18 protein-coding genes and 1 tRNA gene are annotated in these 21,776 nt (G+C 63.0%); 14 read left to right on the forward strand and 5 right to left on the reverse strand.

Annotated features, from left to right (window positions below; translation table 11 throughout):
* Positions 1–135: 135 nt before the first annotated feature.
* The 3 genes from OH764_RS00190 to dprA all read right to left on the reverse strand — a co-directional run bounded on the left by OH764_RS00190 (position 136) and on the right by dprA (position 5,113).
* The gene (locus OH764_RS00190) at positions 136–2,805 is read right to left on the reverse strand and encodes a DNA topoisomerase III (protein ID WP_498847597.1); all 2,670 of its coding nucleotides are present in this window, start codon (positions 2,803–2,805) and stop codon (positions 136–138) included.
* Positions 2,806–3,054: 249 nt separating this feature from the next.
* Entirely contained in the window at positions 3,055–3,432 is a 378-nt protein-coding gene (locus OH764_RS00195; RefSeq protein ID WP_498847598.1) for a thioredoxin family protein, read from the reverse strand.
* A gap of 67 nt (positions 3,433–3,499) precedes the next feature.
* Positions 3,500–5,113 (reverse strand): DNA-processing protein DprA, encoded by a 1,614-nt coding sequence (gene dprA, locus OH764_RS00200; protein WP_498847599.1) that lies wholly within the window; start codon positions 5,111–5,113, stop codon positions 3,500–3,502.
* A 245-nt stretch (positions 5,114–5,358) separates the two neighbouring features.
* Between dprA and def the strand changes: the two genes are divergently transcribed.
* The 14 genes from def to OH764_RS00270 all read left to right on the forward strand — a co-directional run bounded on the left by def (position 5,359) and on the right by OH764_RS00270 (position 18,049).
* Entirely contained in the window at positions 5,359–5,862 is a 504-nt protein-coding gene (gene def, locus OH764_RS00205) for a peptide deformylase (RefSeq protein WP_214878176.1), read from the forward strand.
* A 37-nt stretch (positions 5,863–5,899) separates the two neighbouring features.
* Positions 5,900–6,886, forward strand: a complete 987-nt coding sequence (gene fmt, locus OH764_RS00210) for a methionyl-tRNA formyltransferase (RefSeq protein WP_498847600.1) — start codon at positions 5,900–5,902, stop codon at positions 6,884–6,886.
* 113 nt (positions 6,887–6,999) lie between these two features.
* Positions 7,000–7,641: a LysE family translocator gene (locus tag OH764_RS00215; protein ID WP_020067275.1), complete on the forward strand. Its 642-nt coding sequence runs from the start codon at positions 7,000–7,002 to the stop codon at positions 7,639–7,641.
* A gap of 104 nt (positions 7,642–7,745) precedes the next feature.
* Positions 7,746–8,603 carry a zinc metalloprotease HtpX gene (htpX, locus tag OH764_RS00220; protein ID WP_498847601.1) on the forward strand — a complete coding sequence of 286 codons (858 nt, stop codon included), beginning with the start codon at positions 7,746–7,748 and terminating at the stop codon, positions 8,601–8,603.
* A gap of 179 nt (positions 8,604–8,782) precedes the next feature.
* Positions 8,783–10,222, forward strand: a complete 1,440-nt coding sequence (rsmB, locus tag OH764_RS00225) for a 16S rRNA (cytosine(967)-C(5))-methyltransferase (RefSeq protein WP_498847602.1) — start codon at positions 8,783–8,785, stop codon at positions 10,220–10,222.
* Positions 10,219–10,818 carry a DUF4390 domain-containing protein gene (locus tag OH764_RS00230; RefSeq protein WP_498847603.1) on the forward strand — a complete coding sequence of 200 codons (600 nt, stop codon included), beginning with the start codon at positions 10,219–10,221 and terminating at the stop codon, positions 10,816–10,818. The genes rsmB and OH764_RS00230 overlap by 4 nt, the downstream gene beginning before the upstream one ends.
* Positions 10,808–13,222, forward strand: a complete 2,415-nt coding sequence (locus OH764_RS00235) for a sensor histidine kinase (RefSeq protein ID WP_498847604.1) — start codon at positions 10,808–10,810, stop codon at positions 13,220–13,222. The genes OH764_RS00230 and OH764_RS00235 overlap by 11 nt, the downstream gene beginning before the upstream one ends.
* Positions 13,223–13,915, forward strand: coding sequence for a response regulator transcription factor EsaR (gene esaR, locus OH764_RS00240; RefSeq protein ID WP_498847605.1), 693 nt, complete (start codon positions 13,223–13,225; stop codon positions 13,913–13,915).
* A gap of 93 nt (positions 13,916–14,008) precedes the next feature.
* Positions 14,009–14,084: transfer RNA gene (locus OH764_RS00245), tRNA-Phe, on the forward strand.
* Positions 14,085–14,464: 380 nt separating this feature from the next.
* A complete protein-coding gene (gene queC, locus OH764_RS00250) occupies positions 14,465–15,196 on the forward strand; it encodes a 7-cyano-7-deazaguanine synthase QueC (protein ID WP_027776813.1) in 732 nt (243 codons plus the stop codon).
* Positions 15,197–15,267: 71 nt separating this feature from the next.
* Complete coding sequence (gene queE / locus OH764_RS00255) at positions 15,268–15,900, forward strand: 7-carboxy-7-deazaguanine synthase QueE (protein ID WP_498847606.1); 633 nt, start codon at positions 15,268–15,270, stop codon at positions 15,898–15,900.
* A 9-nt stretch (positions 15,901–15,909) separates the two neighbouring features.
* Complete coding sequence (queD, locus tag OH764_RS00260; RefSeq protein ID WP_027776811.1) at positions 15,910–16,353, forward strand: 6-carboxytetrahydropterin synthase QueD; 444 nt, start codon at positions 15,910–15,912, stop codon at positions 16,351–16,353.
* 215 nt (positions 16,354–16,568) lie between these two features.
* Positions 16,569–17,351 (forward strand): HpcH/HpaI aldolase family protein, encoded by a 783-nt coding sequence (locus OH764_RS00265; RefSeq protein ID WP_498847607.1) that lies wholly within the window; start codon positions 16,569–16,571, stop codon positions 17,349–17,351.
* Positions 17,348–18,049 (forward strand): tetratricopeptide repeat protein, encoded by a 702-nt coding sequence (locus tag OH764_RS00270; RefSeq protein ID WP_498847608.1) that lies wholly within the window; start codon positions 17,348–17,350, stop codon positions 18,047–18,049. The genes OH764_RS00265 and OH764_RS00270 overlap by 4 nt, the downstream gene beginning before the upstream one ends.
* Positions 18,050–18,186: 137 nt before the next feature.
* Here the strand turns inward: OH764_RS00270 and rodA are convergent, their stop codons facing one another.
* The gene (rodA, locus tag OH764_RS00275; protein WP_020067263.1) at positions 18,187–19,335 is read right to left on the reverse strand and encodes a rod shape-determining protein RodA; all 1,149 of its coding nucleotides are present in this window, start codon (positions 19,333–19,335) and stop codon (positions 18,187–18,189) included.
* A gap of 10 nt (positions 19,336–19,345) precedes the next feature.
* Positions 19,346–21,763 carry a penicillin-binding protein 2 gene (mrdA, locus tag OH764_RS00280; RefSeq protein ID WP_498847609.1) on the reverse strand — a complete coding sequence of 806 codons (2,418 nt, stop codon included), beginning with the start codon at positions 21,761–21,763 and terminating at the stop codon, positions 19,346–19,348.
* Between the last annotated feature and the right edge of the window lie 13 nt (positions 21,764–21,776).

Raw genomic sequence — 21,776 nt, forward strand, 5'->3', positions numbered from 1 at the left:
TGTCGCGCAGTACAAGCGCGTTTTGCAAGGCGTAAAAAAAGCGCGGTCACCTTTGGTGATCGCGCTTTTTTATCGTCAACTTGAGATCGGGCGGGCTGCGGCGCGAAGGCCGTGCACGCCCGCCGCGTCGCTCGGTCAGGAGCCCGTCTTTCGAGCCGCCGTCTTTTTGGCTGGCGCCTTCTTTGCCGCAGCGGCTTTGGTTGCCGGCGCTTTCTTCGCCGCGGCCTTTTTCGCTGCCGGCGCTGCCTTCACCGCGACCGTCGCGTCGCCTTCGTCCGATTCGATCTCTGTTCCGGCCTTCGCGGCTGACTTTGCCGCGGCGGTCTTCGCTGCGGTCTTGGCCGACGGCTCTTTCTTCTCGAATTCGAAGCCGATCTTGCCGTCGTTCTGCTTGACGAGGAACGCCTTGAAATTGCGCCCGGTGCGTGACGACTTGAAATTGGTCAGCAGGTCGGTGCGGCCTTCTTCGAGCAGCTTCGCCATCTGCTCACGAGCGATCTCCTGCTGCAGGATCACCTTGCCGGAGCGGAAGTCGCAAGTTTTCGGGCTCGCGACCGAATTCTCGCAGACATAGCTCATGCCGTGCTCGAACACGCGGCCCTTGCACTTCGGACATGCGCCTACCGATTCCTGGTCGGAGAAGTCAGGCGGTTCGCCGTCTTCGCCGCCTGCGTCCTGACCGAAGTCGAACTCGAGCTTGTAGTTCTTGATTTCGTCGTCGAGTGAAAGCTTGAGAATCGCCGAGAACGGACGGCCCATCTTGCTGCGGAAACCCGACAGCGGACCAATCGTCTTGTTCTTCAGCAGTTCCTCGACTTCCTCGATCTCGAACTGGCGGCCGCCGGGGATTTTCGAAATCGAGAATTCGCACTTCGAGCACGCGAAGCGCCGGTAATTCTCCTTCACCTGGCCGCCGCAGTGCGGACACGGCGTTTGCAACGTCGCGTAATCGCCGGGGATCGTGTCCGAATCGTATTCTTTCGCGCGCTTGACGATGGTCTGCGTCATGCGGGCAATTTCCTGCATGAACGCGTCGCGCGGCAGGTTGCCGCGTTCCATTTGCGACAGCTTGTATTCCCACTCGCCCGTGAGCTCCGGCGCGGTCAGTTCCTTCACACCGAGCCCGCGCAGCAGCGTCATCAACTGGAATGCCTTCGCGGTCGGGATCAGATCGCGGCCTTCGCGAATCAGATACTTCTCACCAAGCAGACCTTCAATGATGGCGGCGCGCGTGGCCGGAGTACCGAGCCCCTTTGCGGCCATTGCCTCGCGCAACTCGTCGTCTTCCACGAGCTTGCCCGCGCCTTCCATGGCGGACAGCAACGTGGCTTCGTTGTAGCGTGCAGGCGGTTTCGTCACGAGTTGCTGGGCGGCGATCTTGTCGGTCTTGACCTTTTCGTCCTTCTGCACCGGTACGAGGTTGGCATCTTCACCGCTGATTTCGCGACCGTACACCTGCAACCAGCCCGGCTCGACCAGCACTTTGCCTTCAGTCTTGAAGTGATGCCCGACCACTTCGGTAATGCGGGTGGTCACTTTGAATTCCGCTGCCGGGAAGAACACCGACAGGAAGCGCTTCACCACCAGATCGTAGAGCTTCTGTTCCGGCTCTGACAGATTCTTCGGCGCCTGCAGCGTGGGGATGATTGCGAAGTGGTCGCTGATCTTCGAGTTGTCGAAGATGCGCTTGTTCGGCTTTACCCAGCCCCTATCGAGCACCTGCTTGGCAAACGGCAGATAGTTGTTGCTCTCCTTGAGCATGCCGAGCGTCTGCTTGACCGTATCCATATAGTCTTCGGGCAGCGCGCGCGCGTCGGTCCGCGGATAGGTCAGCACCTTGTGCTTTTCGTACAGCGCCTGCGCGAGGCCCAGCGTGTTCTTGGCCGAGAAGCCAAAGCGGCCGTTCGCTTCGCGCTGCAAGCTGGTCAGGTCGAAGAGCGCCGGCGACAGCTGCGTGGACGGCTTCGATTCCTCGCTCACCGTACCGATCTGGCCGCGACATGCGGCGACGATCGTCTCGGCCGCGGGCAGCGCCCACAGACGCGAGTCGCGCTTTTCCGGATCGAACTCGTCGCGCTTGAACTTCGGGTCGAACCAGCGGCCCTCGTAGAAACCGGCCGCGCAGACGAACTCCGCTTTCACTTCCCAGTAGTCTCGCGGCACGAAGCGGCGAATTTTCTCTTCGCGTTCGACGACGATGGACAACGTTGGCGTTTGTACCCGACCGACCGTGGTCAGGAAGAAGCCGCCGCCCTTGCTGTTGAACGCGGTCATCGCACGGGTGCCGTTGATGCCGACGAGCCAGTCGGCTTCCGAGCGGCAGCGAGCGGCGTCGGCGAGCGGCTGCATTTCTTCGTCGCTGCGCAGACGTGCGAAGCCGTCGCGGATGGCGGCCGGCGTCATGGATTGCAGCCACAGACGTTGAACCGGCTGTTTCGCTTTCGCGTGTTGCGCGATGAGGCGGAAAATCAGTTCGCCCTCGCGCCCCGCGTCGCATGCGTTGATGAGGCGGTCGATATCCTTGCGCTTGAGCAGCTTGGTCAGCACCTTCAGGCGCGACTCGCTCTTGGCGATCGGATTCAGATCGAAATGCGGCGGAATGACGGGCAGGTTGGCGAAGCTCCACTTGCCGCGTTTGACTTCGTACTCGTCGGGCGCGGCGATTTCCAGCAGGTGACCCACTGCCGAAGAGAGCACGTACTCGTCGCTCTCGTAGTATTCGTCATGCTTGGTAAAACCGCCCAAAGCGCGCGCGATGTCGTTCGCGACGGAAGGCTTTTCGGCGATGATCAGTGCTTTGGACATGACTCGATGTGAGGTTGGTATATCCGGGTTGGTGGCCTTGAGCGCGCCCTTCTGGCGCGACCCTCGTTTGCGACCTTGCGACCCATTAACGACCGCTTTATAGCACACGGCGCGAACGCGGCGTGTCAAGTGCCATAAAAGCGCGTCATCAAAATTGCGCGCCTGGCAACTGGCCAGGCCGCGTCAAACATGCTCGGCGCCGGCCGCAATGCCCATGCCGTAACGGCGCGTACAGGCGGCCGATCGCTCTCAGGCGACGCTCAGCGCGGGCCGCAATTTCGGCGCGCCGCTCACGCCGGGCAAAGCGGTCAAATCCGACAACATCCGCTCCACGATGGCTGCCTGCGGCAAAACGGTGCCGAAGAATCGTGTCGTTACTGAGTCTTCGATCAGGATGGTGGGAAAATTCTCGACATCGAGATCGTCGAAGCGATCAGCATGCGTTTCGATGTCGATCCATGCGAAACAGATTTCCGGATGCCGCTCGGCCAGCTTGTCGAACGCCTCCTGATACTCGCGACAGGTCCCGCACCATTGCGCACACAGGCAGGCAACGAACAGCGTGTCGGGCTCGTTGACGCGCTCGGCGATCCGGTCTTGATCGGTGTCGAGATTCAGCGCGGGCATGGTGGTTCCTCAGGTGCTTTGTCGGATGCTTTGGCGCGAATGTAGCATGGCCGATCCCGGAGAGTGGTCAAGCTGGGTCAAAGCAGTTCGCGGCGGTCCGGCCTTGGCTTGCGCGGGTGTAACGCCCGCCGGGCAGCGCGCTGACCTCGCCGGCCAGTTCCAGCTGCAGCAACGTCGTTTGTAGTAGGGCGTAATCCATTTCGGTGCGCGTGGCCAGTATTTCAAGGGGAGTTGGGGCGTAGCCGAGGGCGGCGAGCAGTCGCTGGGCGTCTGGGTCCCGACCGCCGGTCATGTCAGATGCCCGCGCTCGTGCCACCGTCAGCGTCGACTCTTCGCTCTGCGCACGAGCGGTTGCCGCACTGTCGGGTGCAGCGGAGCCGGGTGCCTGCGTCGCCGCCCTATCCCGCCGGGTGCTTGCCTGAACGGGCGCGGTTATCACGAAGCCCAATTCCTCCAGAACCTCGTCTGGCGTCTCCACGAGCTTCGCCCCCTGCTTGATCATGCGATGGCATCCGCGTGACAACGGCGCGTGGATCGAGCCCGGCAGCGCGAAGATATCGCGGCCCATTTCGTTCGCGAGGCGCGCCGTGATGAGCGAGCCGGAACGCATGGCCGCCTCCACGATCAGCACACCGCTGACGAGCCCGGCGATCAGCCGGTTTCGCTGTGGAAAGTTGGCGGCGCGCGCGGGCGTGCCGAGTGGCCATTCCGACAGAATGGCGCCTTGCATCGCGATCTGCCGGGCGAGAGCGTGGTGCGCAGCCGGATAGACGAGATCGGCGCCGGTGCCGATTACGGCGACCGTGCTGCCGACGCCCTCGAGCGCGCCCCGATGAGCCGCACCGTCAATGCCTTGCGCGAGCCCCGACACGACCGTGACGCCCGCCGTCGCAAACGTCCGCGCGAACCGTTCGGCGTCTTCCATGCCTTGCGGCGTGGCGCTGCGGCTGCCCACCAGCGCGACCGCTCGTGTATGCAACAGGTCCAGCCGGCCCTTTATAATCAGCCGGTTTCGCTGTGGAAAGTTGGCGGCGCGCGCGGGCGTGCCGAGTGGCCATTCCGACAGAATGGCGCCTTGCATCGCGATCTGCCGGGCGAGAGCGTGGTGCGCAGCCGGATAGACGAGATCGGCGCCGGTGCCGATTACGGCGACCGTGCTGCCGACGCCCTCGAGCGCGCCCCGATGAGCCGCACCGTCAATGCCTTGCGCGAGCCCCGACACGACCGTGACGCCCGCCGTCGCAAACGTCCGCGCGAACCGTTCGGCGTCTTCCATGCCTTGCGGCGTGGCGCTGCGGCTGCCCACCAGCGCGACCGCTCGTGTATGCAACAGGTCCAGCCGGCCCTTTATATATAGCAACGGGGGTGGATCGGGCATGGTGAGGAGCGCTGGCGGATAGGCCGGGTCGTCGAGCGTGACCAGATGGTTGCCCGGCAGCTCGCGCCATGCGACTACCGCGTCGAGTTGAGCATCGAATTCTGGACCGGTGGGAGCCAGCGCGGCGCGTGCCGCAGCCTCGCCGGCGATCGCGGCGAGCGTTCCATGGTCCTGCTGGAGAATCGCTTCGGGTAGGCCAAAGGCGCTCAGCAGCAGGCGCAGTGCCGCGGGTTTGAGCCCCGTGGCGAGAGAAAGCCGCAGCCACGCGGCGAGTTCGTTATGGGTTGCAGGCAAGGTGTGCATTGCGGGGCGATCCTCGTGCAGGGCCAGCGGGCAGGCGGGCGCCATGCTAAAATTTTCATCATCCGAAATAACTGCGGCGCCGCGCCCACCCGCGCGGGCTCGTCGTTTGGCGCATCTGGCGCGTTGAATCGAACCGGTTCGATACCATCTATCGTGTGCGTATTGCGACGGGCCGACAACCTGGCCGAATGGCCAACGTAAGCCCTCACACGGCTAGCGGCGCCCAAAAAATCACACTCGAAATCATGGCTTTACTGAACATTCTCAATTACCCGGACAAGCGCCTGCACAAGGTCGCGAAGCCGGTCGAACAGGTCAACGACCGCATCCGCCGTCTCGTCGCGGACATGGCCGAGACCATGTACGCCGCGCCCGGCGTTGGCCTTGCGGCCACCCAGGTGGACGTGCACGAGCGCGTGATCGTGATCGACGTGTCGGACGCGCACGATCAACTGCTCGCCTTCATCAATCCGGAAATCGTCTGGTCCAGCAGCGAGAAAAAGCTGTCAGAAGAAGGTTGCCTGTCTGTGCCGGGCATTTACGACAACGTCGAGCGCGCCGAGAAAGTGCGCGTGCGGGCCCTGAACGAAAAGGGCGAAACCTTCGAAATGGATTGCGAGGGTTTGCTGGCCGTGTGCATCCAGCACGAAATGGATCACCTGATGGGCCGCGTGTTCGTCGAGTATTTGTCGCCGCTGAAGCAGACGCGCATCAAGAGCAAGATGAAAAAGCTCGCCCACGCAATGTAATGCGCGTTCATTCCGCTCCCTGCTTCCGCCCCTGCTCATGAGCCATTCGTTGCGCGTTGTCTTTGCCGGTACGCCGGAATTTGCGTCGGCCGCGCTGGCCGCAATCCACGGCGCCGGTTTTCCGGTGCCGCTCGTGCTGACGCAGCCCGACCGCCCGGCTGGGCGCGGCATGAAACTGCAGGCGAGCCCGGTCAAGCGCTACGCCGAAGAACATGGGCTGGCCGTCGCGCAACCGCCTTCGCTGCGCCGGGAGGGGAAATACCCGGCCGAGGCCGAAGCCGCCATCAATCTCCTGCGCGCCACGCCGCACGACGTGATGGTGGTTGCAGCCTACGGCCTCATCCTGCCGCAGGAAGTGCTCGATATCGCGCCGCTCGGCTGCATCAACATTCACGCGTCGCTGTTGCCGCGTTGGCGCGGCGCCGCGCCGATCCATCGCGCGATCGAAGCGGGCGACGCTGAAACCGGCATCACGCTGATGCAAATGGATGCCGGTCTCGACACCGGCGCCATGATCTCGGAGGTGCGCACGCCGATTTCCGAGAACGAGACCACCGCCACGTTGCACGACCGCCTCGCCGAACACGGCGCGAAGCTGATAGTCGCGGCGCTCATCGATTTGGAGCGCAATGGCAAGCTGACCTCGACGCCGCAACCCGCCGAGGGCGTGACTTACGCCGAAAAGATCGGCAAGCACGAGGCCGCGCTCGACTGGCGTCGCCCGGCTTCGGTGCTCGCCCGCCAGGTGCGTGCGTTCGATCCCTTTCCGGGCAGCGTGGCGACGCTCCAAGACGGCACGTCGATCAAGATCTGGGCGGCGGCGGCCGAACCCGCGCAAGCCGGGGATGCGCCCGGCACGATCACCAGCGTTGCCCCGGACCGGGTCGTCGTGACCTGCGGCGACGGCGCGCTACGTCTCACGCAATTGCAGAAGCCCGGCGGCAAACGTCTGCCGGTACGCGAATTCCTGGCCGGCTTTGCGCTGGCTGCCGGGCAGCGTTTCCAGCTTCCCGAAGCAAAGTAGCACCAGTCGGCGGCGCCTGAACATCGTCCGTTTGGCCGATGTTCAACGGCCCCGCCCGACAGTCGCCGCGCGTTAAAATCCTCCATGCAAACGCTCATGTTCCGAGGATCCTCATGTTCGGCATCACCCATTTCGAATTCTTCGTCGTCGCGGTCTTTCTGCTGAACGTGACGCCCGGGCCCGACACGGCTTATATCGTCGGGCGTAGCGTCGCGCAGGGCCGCGGCGCCGGGCTTATGTCTGCGCTGGGAATTTCGGCCGGGTGCTGCGTCCATTCGCTAGCCTGCGCGTTCGGCTTGACCGCGCTGCTCGCCGCGTCGGCCACGGCGTTCACTGTCATCAAGTTCGTCGGTGCGATTTATCTGATTTATCTCGGAGTGCGCCTCATCTTCGCGAAACCTGCCGAAGACCAGGCCCGCGGCGAAGCGCGCGGGGCGGGTGCTCCCAAGTCGCTGCGTCAGCTGTTCCTCCAAGGCTTCTGGACAAACGTACTGAACCCCAAGGTCGTGCTTTTCTTCGTCTCTTTCTTTCCGCAGTTCGTTACTGCCGGCACAGATCACAAGGCGCTCGCTTTTCTCACACTGGGCGCCGTATTCGTCGTGATGAGCATGCTGTGGAACAGCTTTGTCGCCTGGATCGCCGGCAGCGTGACGCGGCGTTTCTCCGGCAAGCCGTCGGTGAAGAAGTGGCTGGACCGCGGCGTCGGCAGCGCCTTTGTCGGCCTGGGAATCAAGCTCGCCACCGCATCGAGATGATTGAATTTTCCGCGCGCGCCTATATCTAACAGTTAGCTTACAATCAGGCGCCGCGACGATGCGGCATGGAAATGAACCCCGCGTTAGGGCAAGGAGTTGCAGACATGTTCAATTGGGTCAAAACCGCGATGTTGATGGCCGCGATCACGGCCCTTTTCATCGTGATCGGCGGAGTGATAGGCGGCTCGCGCGGCATGACGATCGCGCTCGTCATCGCTCTCGGCATGAATTTCTTTTCGTACTGGTTCTCGGACAAGATGGTGCTGCGCATGTACAACGCGCAGGAAGTCGACGAAACCAGCGCGCCGCAGTTCTACCGCATGGTCCGCGAGCTTTCCACGCGCGCCGGCTTGCCGATGCCGCGCGTGTATCTGATCAACGAAGACGCGCCTAATGCGTTCGCTACCGGCCGTAATCCGGAGCATGCAGCGGTTGCCGCGACCACCGGCATTCTGCGCGTGCTGTCCGAGCGCGAAATGCGCGGTGTGATGGCACACGAACTGTCGCACGTGAAGCACCGCGACATTCTGATTTCTACAATTTCGGCCACCATGGCCGGCGCGATTTCCGCGCTCGCGAACTTCGCCATGTTCTTCGGCGGCCGCGACGAAAACGGGCGTCCCACGAACCCGATCGCCAGCATTGCGGTCGCGCTGCTCGCGCCTATTGCCGGTGCGCTTATCCAGATGGCGATCTCGCGCGCGCGCGAATTCGAAGCGGATCGTGGCGGCGCGCAGATTTCCGGGGACCCGCAAGCGCTGGCTTCGGCGCTCGACAAGATTCATCGCTATGCGAGCGGCATTCCGTTTCCGGCAGCCGAGCAACATCCGGCCACTGCGCAGATGATGATTATGAATCCGCTGGCGGGCGGCGGCATCGCGAATCTGTTTTCAACTCACCCGGCCACGGAAGAGCGCATCGCGCGCTTGATGGAAATGGCCCGAACCGGGCGCTTCGAATAACGCGTATGCGCAGTGCATGACCAAAGGCGAGTCTTCTGACTCGCCTTTTTTATTTGGCGCCGGCCTACGCTTACGCTGGCGCCGCGGTGCAGGAGCCGGTGTCGGGTCCGTTAGCCGCGCCACGCTACAATGTGTGTTCATTGTGTCGCGCGTACCGCACGGCCTGCCTTTGCCTTCCCATGAATCTAAAGCCTTCTTCGCGTTCTGCTTCTTCGTCGGCGCGTCCGCGCGAATCCCGTTTGTCCGTGCTGCATCTCGCGCCGGAATCGCTTGGCTTTGCGCTCGACTGCGCAGCGCAAGCGGTTGGCGCTGTCCGCCTCGGGGCGGCTTTGCCGGCCGCGCTGCAATCTGTTTTCGTGTCTGCGCCCGAGGGTAGTGCCGCTGCTGCGCGCGGCGCGGTGCAGGACATCGCCTATCGCACGATGCGCCGTCTCGGGACTGCCGAATGGTTGATCGCAAAGCTCGTCAAAAAGGCGCCGCCGCCGCACGTCGGTCATGTGCTTGCCTGCGCGATCGCGCTTCTGATCGACGACGAAGCCAGCGCAGCCTACACGCCGTTCACGGTGGTCGACCAGGCGGTCAGCGCGATCTCGGCGCGTCGCGAATTCTCGTTCGCCAAGGGGCTTGTCAACGCCGTGCTGCGCAACTTCCTGCGCGAACGCGAGGCGCTGCTCGAAGCGGCGCAGAACGACGAAGTCGCGCGCTGGAACTACCCGTCATGGTGGATCGACGCGGTAAGACGCGCATGGCCCGACGCGTGGCAGGACGTGCTCGCTGCCGGCAACACGCAAGGTCCGTTGACGCTGCGTGTGAACGCCCGTCATTCAACGGTTGATGCGTATCTGCAGGTTCTCGAGCAGCATCACATTGCCGCGAGCAAAGCCGGCGAATACGCGGTGAAGCTCGCCACGCCCATGCCCGTCGACCGCATTCCCGGCTTCAACGAGGGCGTGGTTTCGGTGCAGGACGCAGGCGCTCAGCTTGCCGCGCAACTGCTCGGCGTGCGTGACGGCATGCGCGTGCTCGACGCCTGCGCGGCGCCCGGCGGCAAGACCGGGCATCTGCTCGAACTGGCGAACCTGCAACTGGTCGCGCTCGAAAGCGATGCGACGCGCGCGCGGCGCATTGGCGAAAACTTGCAGCGGCTGAAGCTTCAGGCGGAAGTGCGTATTGGCGACGCGGGCACGCCGTCGAAATGGCACGACGACATCGATCAGCCGTTCGACCGCATTCTCGCCGACGTGCCGTGCTCGGCGTCGGGCATCGTGCGGCGTCATCCGGATATTCGCTGGTTGCGCCGCGCCTCCGATATTCCCGCGCTCGTCGACGAACAGCGGCGCATTCTCGACGCGCTCTGGCCGCTCGTGAAGCCAGGCGGTGAATTGCTCTACGTTACGTGCTCGATCTTTCCCGAAGAAGGCGAGTTGCAGGCGCAGTGGTTTGGAAACAAGCACCAGGATGCGGTACGATTGGGCGCGCCGGGGCAACTTTTACCTACGGTCGCCCGCGCGCCCGCCGACACATCGGCCGGTTCCCATGCCGGAGAATTCGCTGACATCAGCGCCGGCGCGAACTCAGACCACGACGGATTTTTCTACGCGCGCTTTCAGAAACGGTGACCATCAAACGCTTCTTCCCGCTTCGGCTCGCTGCCGTGCTTTGGGTCGCGCTGGCCGTCTGGCTTGTCGCGCCCGGCGTGGCGTACGCCGACTCGATCGCCGTGCAGCGCGCTTCGCTGCAAGCCGACAACACCGGTTGGAGCCTGGACGCGCGTTTCGACTTCGAGTTGAACAGTAATCTCGAAGACGCTGTGAATAAAGGCATCCCGCTGTACTTCACCACCGACTTCGAGTTGAGCCGGCCGCGATGGTACTGGTTCGACGAGCAGCCGGTGAACGTGTCGCAAAGCCTTCGCCTGTCGTTTCAGCCGCTCACGCGCGAATATCGCGTGTCCAGCGTGTCGTCGGGTGGTTTGCAACTCGGCTTCACCACGCTCAAAGATGCGCTCGCGGTCATCAAGCACGTCACGTCGTGGCACGTGATCGACCGCAACGAAGTGCATGCCGGCGAGACGTACAACGCGTCCGTGCGCATGCAACTCGACATCGCACTGATGCCCAAGCCGTTCCAGATCGACGCGGTCAACAACCGCGACTGGAATCTCGCTTCCGAATGGAAGCGCTTTACTTTTACGGTGACCGAACGTGCTAAATAAAGTGCGCTCCGCCACCAGTGTCAGCAGCATTGTCGTGCGCGTGCTGGTTTCCACGGTCGCCGTGACGGCTGTATTGCTGCTTGTGCTGCTCGCCGCGGCAAGCGCGAACACCGAATTCTTCGACCGCTATTACCAGTGGCTTTATGCCGCGAATCTCGTGGTCGCGATGATCTTTCTGCTGGTGGTGGCGACGCTCGTCATCATCATCATTGCGCGATTACGAAAGGGTAAGTTCGGCACGCGGCTTCTCGCAAAACTCGCGTTCTTCATGGCGCTGGTCGGCGTGGTGCCGGGCGGCATCATTTATGTGGTCTCGTATCAGTTCGTGTCGCGCAGTATCGAGTCGTGGTTCGACGTGAATGTCGAAACCGCGCTCACGTCCGGTCTGAACCTTGGGCGCGGCATGCTCGACGCGTCGCTGTCCGATCTGCAAACCAAGGGCCGCCTGATGTCCGAGCAGCTCGCGAGCGCGGACGCCGCGGGAACGACGCTCACGCTGCTGCGTCTGCGCGACCAGTTCGGCGTGCAGGACGCGACAATCGTCGAGCCCACGCGCAGCATGTCCGGCGCAACGCCCGACATGCATGTGGTCGCGCAGGCATCCAGCAATTACGCGTCGCTCGTACCGAACGATTTGCCTACGCCGCTAATGCTCGATCAGGCGCGCGGACGCGGCTACGCGGCAATAGAAGGCGAAGTCGACGGCGATCCTCGCGCTCACGGCGGCAAGGGCGCGCTGCGACTGCGTGTCGTGCAGCGTATTCCCGATTCGAACGCGTCGCTGTTGCAGCCCACTGAACGCTTCCTGCAACTCACACAGCCAGTGTCGCAATCGCTCGCCCGCAACGCCGATGCTGTGCAACGCGCGTATCGCGAGTATCAGGAGAAAGCGCTCGGACGTACCGGCTTGCGCAAGATGTATATCGGCACGCTGACGCTCGCGCTCTTTCTCGCCACGTTCATTGCGATGATGCTCGCGCTCGCGCTCGGCAATCAGCTCGCGCGTCCGCTGTTCCTGCTCGCGCAGGGCACGAAGGAAATCACCGAGGGTGACTACACGCCGAAGCGCGAAATCAAATCGCGCGACGAACTCGGCTTTCTCACCCAGTCGTTCAACGCAATGACGCGGCAATTGTCCGAGGCACGCGCGGCCGTCGAGAACAATCGCATCGCACTCGAGCATTCGAAAGCGTATCTGGAAAGTATTCTCGCGAACCTCACTGCGGGCGTGTTCGTGTTCGACCGCCAGTTCCGGCTCACCACCGCGAATCGGGGCGCCGAGCGGATCTTCCGTCAGCAGTTCCAGGAGGTGCTGGGCTCGGCGCTGGAACAGATCGGCGTGCTGAGCGAATTCGGCGGCATGGTGCGCAAGGCGTTTGCCGATCGCGAAGCGGCAAGCGGCGACGGTCACGACGACGGCGGCCACTGGCAGCAGCAGTTCTCGGTTCAGGTGGCGGGCGAAAGCGAGCCCCTCACGTTACTCGTGCGCGGTGCGCGCCTCGTGTCCGCGACCGATCGCGACGCTCAGGACATGCAGACGTCGGGCTATGTCGTGGTATTCGACGACATCTCGGACGTCATTTCCGCGCAGCGTTCCATTGCATGGGGCGAGGTCGCGCGGCGGCTCGCGCATGAGATCAAGAATCCGCTTACGCCGATCCAACTCTCGGCCGAACGTCTGCAGATGAAGCTCGCCGACAAGCTGTCGCCGTCCGACGCAGATGTGCTCAAGCGCGGCGCGACCACAATCGTGAACCAGGTCGCCGCGATGAAGCAGATGGTCGACAATTTCCGGGACTACGCACGCACGCCTCCCGCCGTGCTGGCGCATCTGCAATTAAACGATCTCGTGACCGAAGTGCTGACGCTGTATGGCATCGAGGAAGGCAAGGGCGCGATTCATGTCGAACTCTCCGCGCTGCCCGCGATTCGTGGCGACGCAACGCAATTGCGCCAGGTAATTCACAACCTGCTGCAGAATGCGCAGGACGCGGTGGCAGAGATCGAGCACCCGCGTGTGGTGCTCGAGACGAGGACAGTAGAATACGGAGACCCCGACGCGGAAGGCAAGGCACGCGTCGCGGTACGTCTGACAGTGTCGGATAACGGACCGGGCTTCCCAACGCGCATCCTCACCCGTGCATTCGAGCCTTACGTCACGACCAAGGCGAAAGGCACGGGCCTGGGTCTTGCGATGGTCAAGAAGATCGTCGACGAACATGGCGCGCGCATCGACATTCGAAACCGCCTGAAAGCGGGCGATGTCATCGAAGGCGCGCAAATTTCGATTCTCTTCCTTCAACTGGCAGACGACGCCGCGGCTCCCGAAGCGGGACCGCGTCCTGCGCACGGCAGTACGTCGCAGGGAAAGACAAAAGCAACAGTGCAGACAAAGGCAGCGTAAATGGCAACCATCCTGGTGGTAGATGATGAAATGGGCATCCGGGAATTGCTCTCGGAGATCCTGAGCGACGAGGGGCATGTCGTGGAGGCAGCGGAAAACGCGCAGCAGGCGCGCGAATTCCGTCTGCGTCAGGCGCCGGACCTGGTGCTGCTCGACATCTGGATGCCCGATACCGACGGCGTGACGCTGCTCAAGGAATGGGCTGCGCAAGGGCAGCTCACGATGCCGGTGATCATGATGTCAGGCCACGCGACGATCGACACCGCAGTCGAAGCGACGAAGATCGGCGCGCTGAATTTTCTCGAGAAGCCGATCGCGTTACAGAAATTGCTGAAGGCTGTGGAGCAAGGCCTTGCTCGTGGCACTGCGGCCGTTGCGCCGGGCGGCACCGCCGCCAAATTGACGTCGCCGATGAATTCTTCGGCGGTGGCTTCGGCGGCGGCATTGCCGATGCTCTCCTCAGCCGACGGCGTGGGCAGCGGCGTGCTCGCGGCGCAAACGGCATCCATCTCGTTCGATATCCCGCTGCGCGATGCGCGCGATGCATTCGAGCGCGCGTACTTCGAGTATCACCTCGCGCGCGAGAACGGCAGCATGACGCGTGTCGCGGAAAAGACGGGCTTGGAGCGCACGCACTTGTATCGCAAGCTCAAACAGCTCGGCGTCGATCTCGGGAAGAACAAAGGTGAGTGAACACCGCGTTACGCGCGTATTTCACCGCCCCACATTTTTTCCGGAAGGGGCTTGCCCAGCGAATGACCCTTTGATATCATTTCGTTCTTCGTTGGCCCGGTAGCTCAGTTGGTAGAGCAGCGGATTGAAAATCCGCGTGTCGATGGTTCGATTCCGTCCCAGGCCACCAGGATTCAGCCCCAGGAAATCGCAAGATTCCTGGGGCTTTTCCTTTTGCGGTGAGCTTTCGCTGCTTCGGTGCTCGCCGGTAGTACGTCGGGGCACGCCGGGCGAGGTTCGGCATCGCGTGATAAAATCGCGCCAGTTCAAGCACTTGCATGCAAGTGCGTCGCCCGCCGAATTCGTTCAAGGGCCCGCGGCCGAGCCGCGATCCGCACCGAACCCCTCGCCCGACGATCAACGGTATAAGCGCCCAGCGACTTTGCAGGCCGAAGGCGCGGCCTATACTGCTTTGGGCCGGCAGTAGTGCCGGCTCGCGTCGCGCCGCGTTGTTTGCATGGCGCACCTCGCGCAGCGCGACGCGGCACTCATCATTCACGGAGTTTCACGGTGATCCGCAAAGACGCTAAACGTAGCGCTCTGGTGCTGTTTTCCGGCGGCCAGGATTCCGCCACGTGCCTCGCATGGGCACTTGAACGTTATGAAACGGTTGAGACGCTCGGCTTCGACTATGGTCAGCGGCACCGCGTCGAACTCGAATGCCGCGAAGGCTTCCGCAATGCAGTAGTGCGTACGTTCCCGGCGTGGAGCGAGCGCCTCGGCGACGATCACATGATCGATCTGTCCGTGCTGGGCGCAATCAGCGACACGGCCATGACGCGCGAGATCGAAATCGAGGCGACGGCCAACGGTTTGCCGAATACGTTCGTGCCGGGACGCAATCTGATGTTCATGACGATCGCGGCGGCCATCGCATATCGGCGTGGATTGCAGGTGTTGGTCGGCGGAATGTGCGAGACGGATTTTTCGGGCTATCCCGATTGCCGGGACGACACCATGAAGGCTTTGCAGGTCGCGCTGAATCTCGGCATGGACACGCGCCTTCTGCTCGAAACTCCGCTGATGTGGCTCGACAAGGCGGACACGTGGCGCCTTGCGCATGAGCTAGGCGGCGACGAGCTGGTGGAACTGGTGCGCATAGAGACGCATACCTGTTATGTCGGCGAGCGCGCGGAATTGCACGCATGGGGCTTCGGCTGCGGCGAATGCCCGGCCTGCCGCTTGCGCAAGCGTGGCTACGAAGCCTATCTGGCCGGTGAAAAGGTAACCGAGCCGGTGTGAGAAGGCCTCGCCACGGCGGGCTCCGGCAGTCGTTTTTAGGTACACAAGTACAAATCTAGGCAGAAGGCAGCATGACGTACGCGGTCAAGGAAATTTTCTATACGTTGCAAGGCGAGGGCGCGAATGCCGGGCGTCCGGCTGTGTTTTGCCGCTTCGCCGGCTGCAATCTGTGGTCGGGCCGCGAGGAAGACCGCGCCGAAGCCGTCTGCCGGTTCTGCGACACGGACTTCGTAGGCACGGACGGTGAGAACGGCGGCAAATACCGAACGGCCGAAGATCTCGTGCAAATGATCGCGTCGCAATGGCCCGAAGGCGAGGCTCAACGCTTTGTCGTGTGCACGGGCGGCGAGCCGATGTTGCAGATCGACCAGCCGTTGGTAGACGCGCTGCATGCGGCGGGATTTGAAATCGCGATTGAAACCAACGGCTCGTTGCCGGTGCTCGAAACGATCGACTGGATCTGCGTGAGCCCGAAGGCCGACGCGCCTCTCGTCGTCACGAAGGGCAACGAATTGAAGGTCGTGATCCCGCAGGACAACCAGCGCCTGTCCGACTATGCGAAGCTCGACTTCGAGTATTTCCTCGTCCAGCCAATGGACGGCCCGTCGCGCGACATCAACACCAAGCTCGCGATCGACTGGTGCAAACGCCATCCGCAATGGCGCCTGTCGATGCAGACCCACAAGTATCTGAATATTCCCTGATTTGCCGTGCTGACGATTACACGAAAACTCGAATTCGACGCGGGTCACCGCATTCCCGATCACCGCAGCCAGTGCCGTAATCTGCACGGCCATCGCTATGTGATCGAAATCACGCTGCAAGGCGATCTGGTGGACACGGAGGGCGCGCCCGACCGCGGCATGGTAATGGACTTCGCCGACGTCAAGTCGCTCGCCGTCGAACATCTCGTCGACAAGTGGGATCATGCGTTCCTCGTCTACGAAGGCGACACGCAGGTGCGCGGCTTCCTCGAGACAATGGCAGGCCACAAGACCGTGGTGCTCGACCGCATTCCGACTGTGGAAAACCTCGCGGCTGTGGCGTTCGACATTCTCGCGAACGTTTATGACGCGCACTATGGCGTGAATCTGCGCCTCCACAAGCTGCGTCTGTACGAGACGCCGAATTGTTGGGCCGACGTGGTTCGCGACTAACCCTCGCACGCGTTGCGCGGGCCAACCGCCGCGTTATTGTCACGGTATGATCGCTCCGATAACCACACGGAGCGAGACATGCCGGTCACCGCAATGCGTCGCAGCAGCCAAACAAGCCGTCCGCGTTCGAGCCTGGCTCGTCGCCGGGTTCGCCCGACGAGCACGCCTCCCCTCATGTCAGGCAATGAAGTCGGTCATCGTCACGGAGTGTGGCGATGAGCACCTTCACCAATCCCCTCAAGCAACGTCTTAAAGAAGCCGATCCCCTGTTCGGGCTGTGGCTGTCGCTCGGCAGCGATTCCGCCGCTGAGGCACTCGCTCACGCCGGCTTCGACTGGCTGCTGATCGACATGGAGCACGCGCCCAACGACAGCGGCGACGTGACTTCGCAATTGCGTGCGATTGCGGCCGCGCATCTGCCGAGCGAACCGGTGGTGCGCGTACCGGCGAGCGAGGGCTGGCTCGTCAAGCGCGTGATGGACGCTGGCGCACGCACGCTGATGTTCCCCAATATCGAGTCCGCCGAAGAAGCTGCGCATGCCGTGCGCCTCACGCAATATCCGAGCGCCGAGGCGCTCGATGGTCTGCGCGGCGTCGCTGGCGTCGTGCGGGCCGCCGCCTACGGCATGCGGCGCGATTACGTGCAAACGGCCAACGCGCAAATCGCGACCATTGTGCAGATCGAGTCGGCGCGCGCCCTCGACGACGTCGACAAGATTGCAGCGACGCCGGGCGTCGATTGCCTGTTTGTCGGACCCGCCGATCTCGCTGCGAGCCTCGGTCATCTCGGCGATTCGAAGCACGCCGATGTGCAATCAGCCATGGCGCGCATTGTCAGCGCCGCGGACAAGGCGGGCATCGCCGCCGGCATTTTTTCGATGGACGTCGCGAGCGCAAGGCAGCATCGCGATGCCGGTTTTCGTTTTATCGCTCTGGCCGCCGACGTCATGTGGATGTTGCGCGCAACCCGCCAGGCGCTGCAGGAGGTGAGGTCATGAAGTGGATGGTGCAAGGCGTTGTCGCGCGCATGTTGATTGCGGCGGCGTTGACCACGGGCGTCGCAGCGCATGCGCAGGATCGTCTCGCGAAGCCGAACGATCCGGAAACGCAAACCGCGGTCGCCGACTACAACGCAGGCAATTTCGGTGCGGCGCTTGCAGAATTCCGCAAGGCCGCCGAGCGCGGCAGCCGGCTTGCGCAGTTCAATTACGCGATGATGCTGCTCAACGGAGAAGGCACCGCGGTCAACGTCGACGAAGGCAAGAAGTGGCTGCGCAAGGCCGCCGACGCGAACATGTCGCACGCGCAATATGTGTACGGCAAGATGTATGACGATGGCGAGTTCGTCGGCCGCGATCCGGTCGAGGCTCACCGCTGGTTTCTAAAAGCCGCGCAGCAAGGACACGTGCAGGCCGAGCTTGCGCTCGCTAATCAGTTCCTCGATGGGCGGGGCACCGATCGGGACAACAAGCAGGCGTTCGTCTGGTACAAGAAGGCTGCCGAGGGCGGCGATATGACCGCGCAGTACGTGACCGGCTCCTTCTACGAACGCGGCGGCGACGGCGTCGACAAAAACCTCAACGTGGCGCGGGCTTATTACGCGGCTGCAGCCGCGCAGGGCGATCCGGCGGCGCGCTTGAAGTATCAGCAACTGAGCGCGCAGCTGCGGGACCACAAGGAAGTGAAACCGCAATAACGAGAAAGGGCGCATCTGGCGATGCGCCCTTTCTGTTTTCCGACTTGCGGTGCGGGGTGCTTGCAGTCCGCGTTGCAGCCGGGCTTGCAGTTTGTCTCGCAGCTAAACGAAGCCGCTGCTTCCCATCAGCACACCGGCTAGCTCTGCATCAACCGTTTCTGTCGCGCGACGCTCATGATCAGGCCGATGGCGACGCCAAGCGTCGTCAGCGCGGTGCCCCCGTAACTCATGAACGGCAACGGCACGCCGACCACCGGCAAGATGCCGCTCACCATACCGATATTGACGAACGCGTAGGTGAAGAACGCCATTGTCAGAGATCCTGCAAGCAGGCGTCCGAATAGCGTCGCGCCGTTGGCGGCGATATACAACCCGCGCGCGATCAGCAACATGTACAGCGTGAGCAGCACGACTCCGCCCGCGAGGCCGAATTCCTCGGAGAACACGGCAAAGATAAAGTCGGTGTGCTTTTCGGGGATGAACTCCAGATGCGCCTGTGTGCCCTTCAGCCAGCCCTTGCCGAGCGGGCCGCCGGAGCCGATCGCGATCACCGCCTGAATGGTGTGGAAGCCCTTGCCGAGCGGATCGGAAGTCGGGTCGAGCAGCGTACAGATGCGGTGCTTCTGATAGTCGTGCATGAGCGGCCACTGCACTTCCGGCTGGCAGATCTTGTCCTGAAACGCCGCAATCGAGCCGACCGCGATCACGCCGGCAATCAACACCGGAACGATCAGTTTGAAGCTCAAACCCGCAAAATAAATCACGAAGAAGCCGGCTGCGAAAACGAGCACGGCGGTGCCTAGGTCGGGCTGTTTAGCGATCAAGCCCACGGGCACGGCAAGAATCACTAGTCCGACCAGAAAGTCGTACCAGCGCATCACGCCTTCGCGCCGCTGATAGTACCAGGCGAGCATCAACGGAGTCGCGATCTTCATGATCTCCGACGGCTGAATCACCACGCCGACATTGATCCAGCGCTTCGCGCCTTTGCGCGTGAGGCCGAAGAGCGCCACCGCAACCAGTAGCGCGATCCCGAATGTATAAAGCGGGACCGCGAAGCGCATCAGCGTGGTGGGTGGAACGTTGGCGAGCGCCCACATCAGTACGAACGTCAGCATGATGTTGCGCAACTGGTCTTCCACGCGGCCCGGTACATCGAGACTCGCGCTGTACAAGGTGACGATGCCCACGCACAGCAGCAGAAACACCACCAGTGCGAGCGGGCGGTCGAAGCCTGCGAACATCCGCTTGATGCGGTCGATCCAGGCGCGCTTGTCGAATTGCATGCCTTTCTCCTTACTCGTCGATGCCGCCGGTAACCGGCTGGCGTGGCGAGGTGGCTTGAGTGCCGTTATCGCGCGATGGATCGCGCAGCGCGTTGGTTCCAGAGCGCGCGGCGACTGGTGCCGGCTCGCTCGCCGGTCGCGGTTGACGCGGGGCGCCGGATTTGCGGGGCGCGGAACCCTTTGCTGCCGACGCGGGTGTGCCCGCAGTGGCCGCAGTGGCCGAGGCCGGTAGCTTTGGCGTGGTCGCCGCCGCCCCCGTCGATGCGGACGACTTCGATGTCGGCATGACGGCAGACGCTGCAGCCGCCCCAGACGCAGCACTTGCGCTCGATGCCCCGTTAGCCGCAGCGGTCGCGGCGGCAGCCGACGCAGCCGCCGCGGCTGACGCCGCCCCGGGCATCGGCAGCATGGTGAAGCCCGCGGCGATCTTGACCGGCTGCCCGGCTTCCTGCGGCGCCGGCGCACCGCCGACTTCCGGCGCGGACGCGTCTTCGGTCGCCGACGCTGCCGCCGCAACTGCCGCTGCCTCCGCGCCCGGCTTATTCTTGCCGACGAGGTAGTAGTCGAGCACCTTGCGCGCGATCGGGCCGGCCGCCTCCGCTCCCCAACCGCCGTTTTCCACGATCAGGGCGAGCGCGATCTTCGGTTGCTCCGCCGGTGCGAAAGCGATGAAAAGCGCGTGATCGCGCAAGTGCTCCGCAATCGCATGGCCCTTATAGTTCGCGCCTTGCAGCGAATACACCTGCGCCGTGCCGGTCTTGCCTGCGGCGACATACGGCGCGCCGATGAATAGCTTGGACGCCGTGCCGTTCGTTATGACGCCTTCCATCGCGCGTTTGATGATGTCGATGTCGGACTGCTTCACCGCGATCTTGTCGCTCGGATCGCGCACGACCGGGCGCGTGCCTTTGGTGATCGGATTTTCGATGTCGCGCACGAGGTGCGGCTTCATCACGATGCCGTTGTTGGCCAGCGTGGCCGTGGCGTGCGCCAGTTGCAGGATCGTGAACGAGTTGTAGCCCTGGCCGATGCCGAGGCTGATCGTTTCGCCTTCGTACCAGCGTTGCTGCTCGGGTTTGCGGTAGGCCTTGCGCTTCCACTCCGTCGAAGGGAGGATGCCGCGCGCCTCCCCCGAAATGTCGATACCCGTGATCTGGCCGAAACCCCACGGTTTCATGAACCCGGCAATGGCATTCACGCCCAGGTCGTGAGCGAGCATGTAGAAGTAAGTGTCGTTCGATACGACGATCGCGCGGTTCATGTCGACCCAACCCTGACCCGAGCGCACGTCGTTGCGGAACGTATGACCGCCGAAAGTGTAGGAGCCGGGGTCCTGGAAACCCCAACCCGGCGTGCGCTTGTGCAGCGACAGCGCGGCGAGGGCCATGAACGGCTTATACGTCGAACCAGGCGGATAAGTGCCGTGCAGCGGCCGGTTCAGCAGCGGATGGTCGGGCGAGTTGTTGAGTTCGTCCCAGGTCTGCTGGTCGATGCCGTCGACGAACGAATTCGGGTCGAAGCTCGGCGCGGAGACGAACGCGAGCACGTCGCCGGTGGCCGGCTCGATAGCGACGAGCGCGCCGCGGCGGCCCGCGAAGGCCTGCTCGGCAACCTGCTGCAAGCCGATGTCGAGCGACAGCACGAGGTTGTTGCCCGGCGTTGCCTGCGTGCGCGACATTGTCCGCACGGGCCGCCCGCCGGCGGTGACTTCGACTTCCTCGAAACCCGTCTGGCCGTGCAACTCGGTCTCGTAGCTTTGCTCGACACCGATCTTGCCGATGTAGTCGGTGCCCTTGTAGTTGTTTGCGTCCAGACGCGGATCGTAGTGTTCCGGATCGCTGTCGTTCTGATCGCTGGCGTCGTCGATACGATCCTGGTCGCGCTGCGAGATGCGGCCGATGTAGCCGATCACGTGTGCCGCTGTCGGCCCGAGCGGATATTGGCGGAACAGGCGGGCACGCACTTCCACGCCCGGGAAACGGAAGCGCTGCGCAGTGAAGCGCGCGACTTCGTCGTCTGTCAGACGGGTGCGGATGGGCAGGCTTTCGAAGTTCTTCGAGTCTTCCTGCAGCTTCTTGAAGCGGCGCCGGTCACGTGCGTCGATCGACACGACCGAGGCCAGATCGTCGATCACTGTTTCGAGCGGCGCACCCAGCTTGGACGGCGTGATTTCAAGCGTGTAAGCGGAATAGTTCTTGGCCAGCACCACGCCGTTACGGTCAGTGATGATGCCGCGGTTTGGCACGATCGGCGCGACGGAAATGCGGTTTTCGTCGGCTTGCAGCGAGTATTTGCTGTAGTGCCACACCTGCAGGAACAGAAAGCGAAAGCCGATCAGCCCAAAGCAGACGAACACGAACAGGCCCGCCGCCGCGACCCGCAGGCGGAACTTCGAGAGCTGTTGCTGAGTGTCCTTGAATTCGGTCATGCGATTCTGCAAA

It is taken from the genome of Burkholderia sp. M6-3, from assembly GCF_050858985.1.
GTDB classification, from domain to species: Bacteria; Pseudomonadota; Gammaproteobacteria; order Burkholderiales; family Burkholderiaceae; genus Paraburkholderia; species Paraburkholderia caledonica.

What these genes read in the sequence shown, in the direction of transcription:
- OH764_RS00190 (WP_498847597.1), bottom strand. Translation starts at nt 2,805, where the DNA reads ATGTCCAAAGCACTGATCATCGCCGAAAAGCCTTCCGTCGCGAACGAC.
- OH764_RS00195 (WP_498847598.1), bottom strand. Translation starts at nt 3,432, where the DNA reads ATGCCCGCGCTGAATCTCGACACCGATCAAGACCGGATCGCCGAGCGC.
- dprA (WP_498847599.1), bottom strand. Translation starts at nt 5,113, where the DNA reads ATGCACACCTTGCCTGCAACCCATAACGAACTCGCCGCGTGGCTGCGG.
- def (WP_214878176.1), top strand. Translation starts at nt 5,359, where the DNA reads ATGGCTTTACTGAACATTCTCAATTACCCGGACAAGCGCCTGCACAAG.
- fmt (WP_498847600.1), top strand. Translation starts at nt 5,900, where the DNA reads ATGAGCCATTCGTTGCGCGTTGTCTTTGCCGGTACGCCGGAATTTGCG.
- OH764_RS00215 (WP_020067275.1), top strand. Translation starts at nt 7,000, where the DNA reads ATGTTCGGCATCACCCATTTCGAATTCTTCGTCGTCGCGGTCTTTCTG.
- htpX (WP_498847601.1), top strand. Translation starts at nt 7,746, where the DNA reads ATGTTCAATTGGGTCAAAACCGCGATGTTGATGGCCGCGATCACGGCC.
- rsmB (WP_498847602.1), top strand. Translation starts at nt 8,783, where the DNA reads ATGAATCTAAAGCCTTCTTCGCGTTCTGCTTCTTCGTCGGCGCGTCCG.
- esaR (WP_498847605.1), top strand. Translation starts at nt 13,223, where the DNA reads ATGGCAACCATCCTGGTGGTAGATGATGAAATGGGCATCCGGGAATTG.
- queE (WP_498847606.1), top strand. Translation starts at nt 15,268, where the DNA reads ATGACGTACGCGGTCAAGGAAATTTTCTATACGTTGCAAGGCGAGGGC.
- OH764_RS00265 (WP_498847607.1), top strand. Translation starts at nt 16,569, where the DNA reads ATGAGCACCTTCACCAATCCCCTCAAGCAACGTCTTAAAGAAGCCGAT.
- OH764_RS00270 (WP_498847608.1), top strand. Translation starts at nt 17,348, where the DNA reads ATGAAGTGGATGGTGCAAGGCGTTGTCGCGCGCATGTTGATTGCGGCG.
- rodA (WP_020067263.1), bottom strand. Translation starts at nt 19,335, where the DNA reads ATGCAATTCGACAAGCGCGCCTGGATCGACCGCATCAAGCGGATGTTC.
- mrdA (WP_498847609.1), bottom strand. Translation starts at nt 21,763, where the DNA reads ATGACCGAATTCAAGGACACTCAGCAACAGCTCTCGAAGTTCCGCCTG.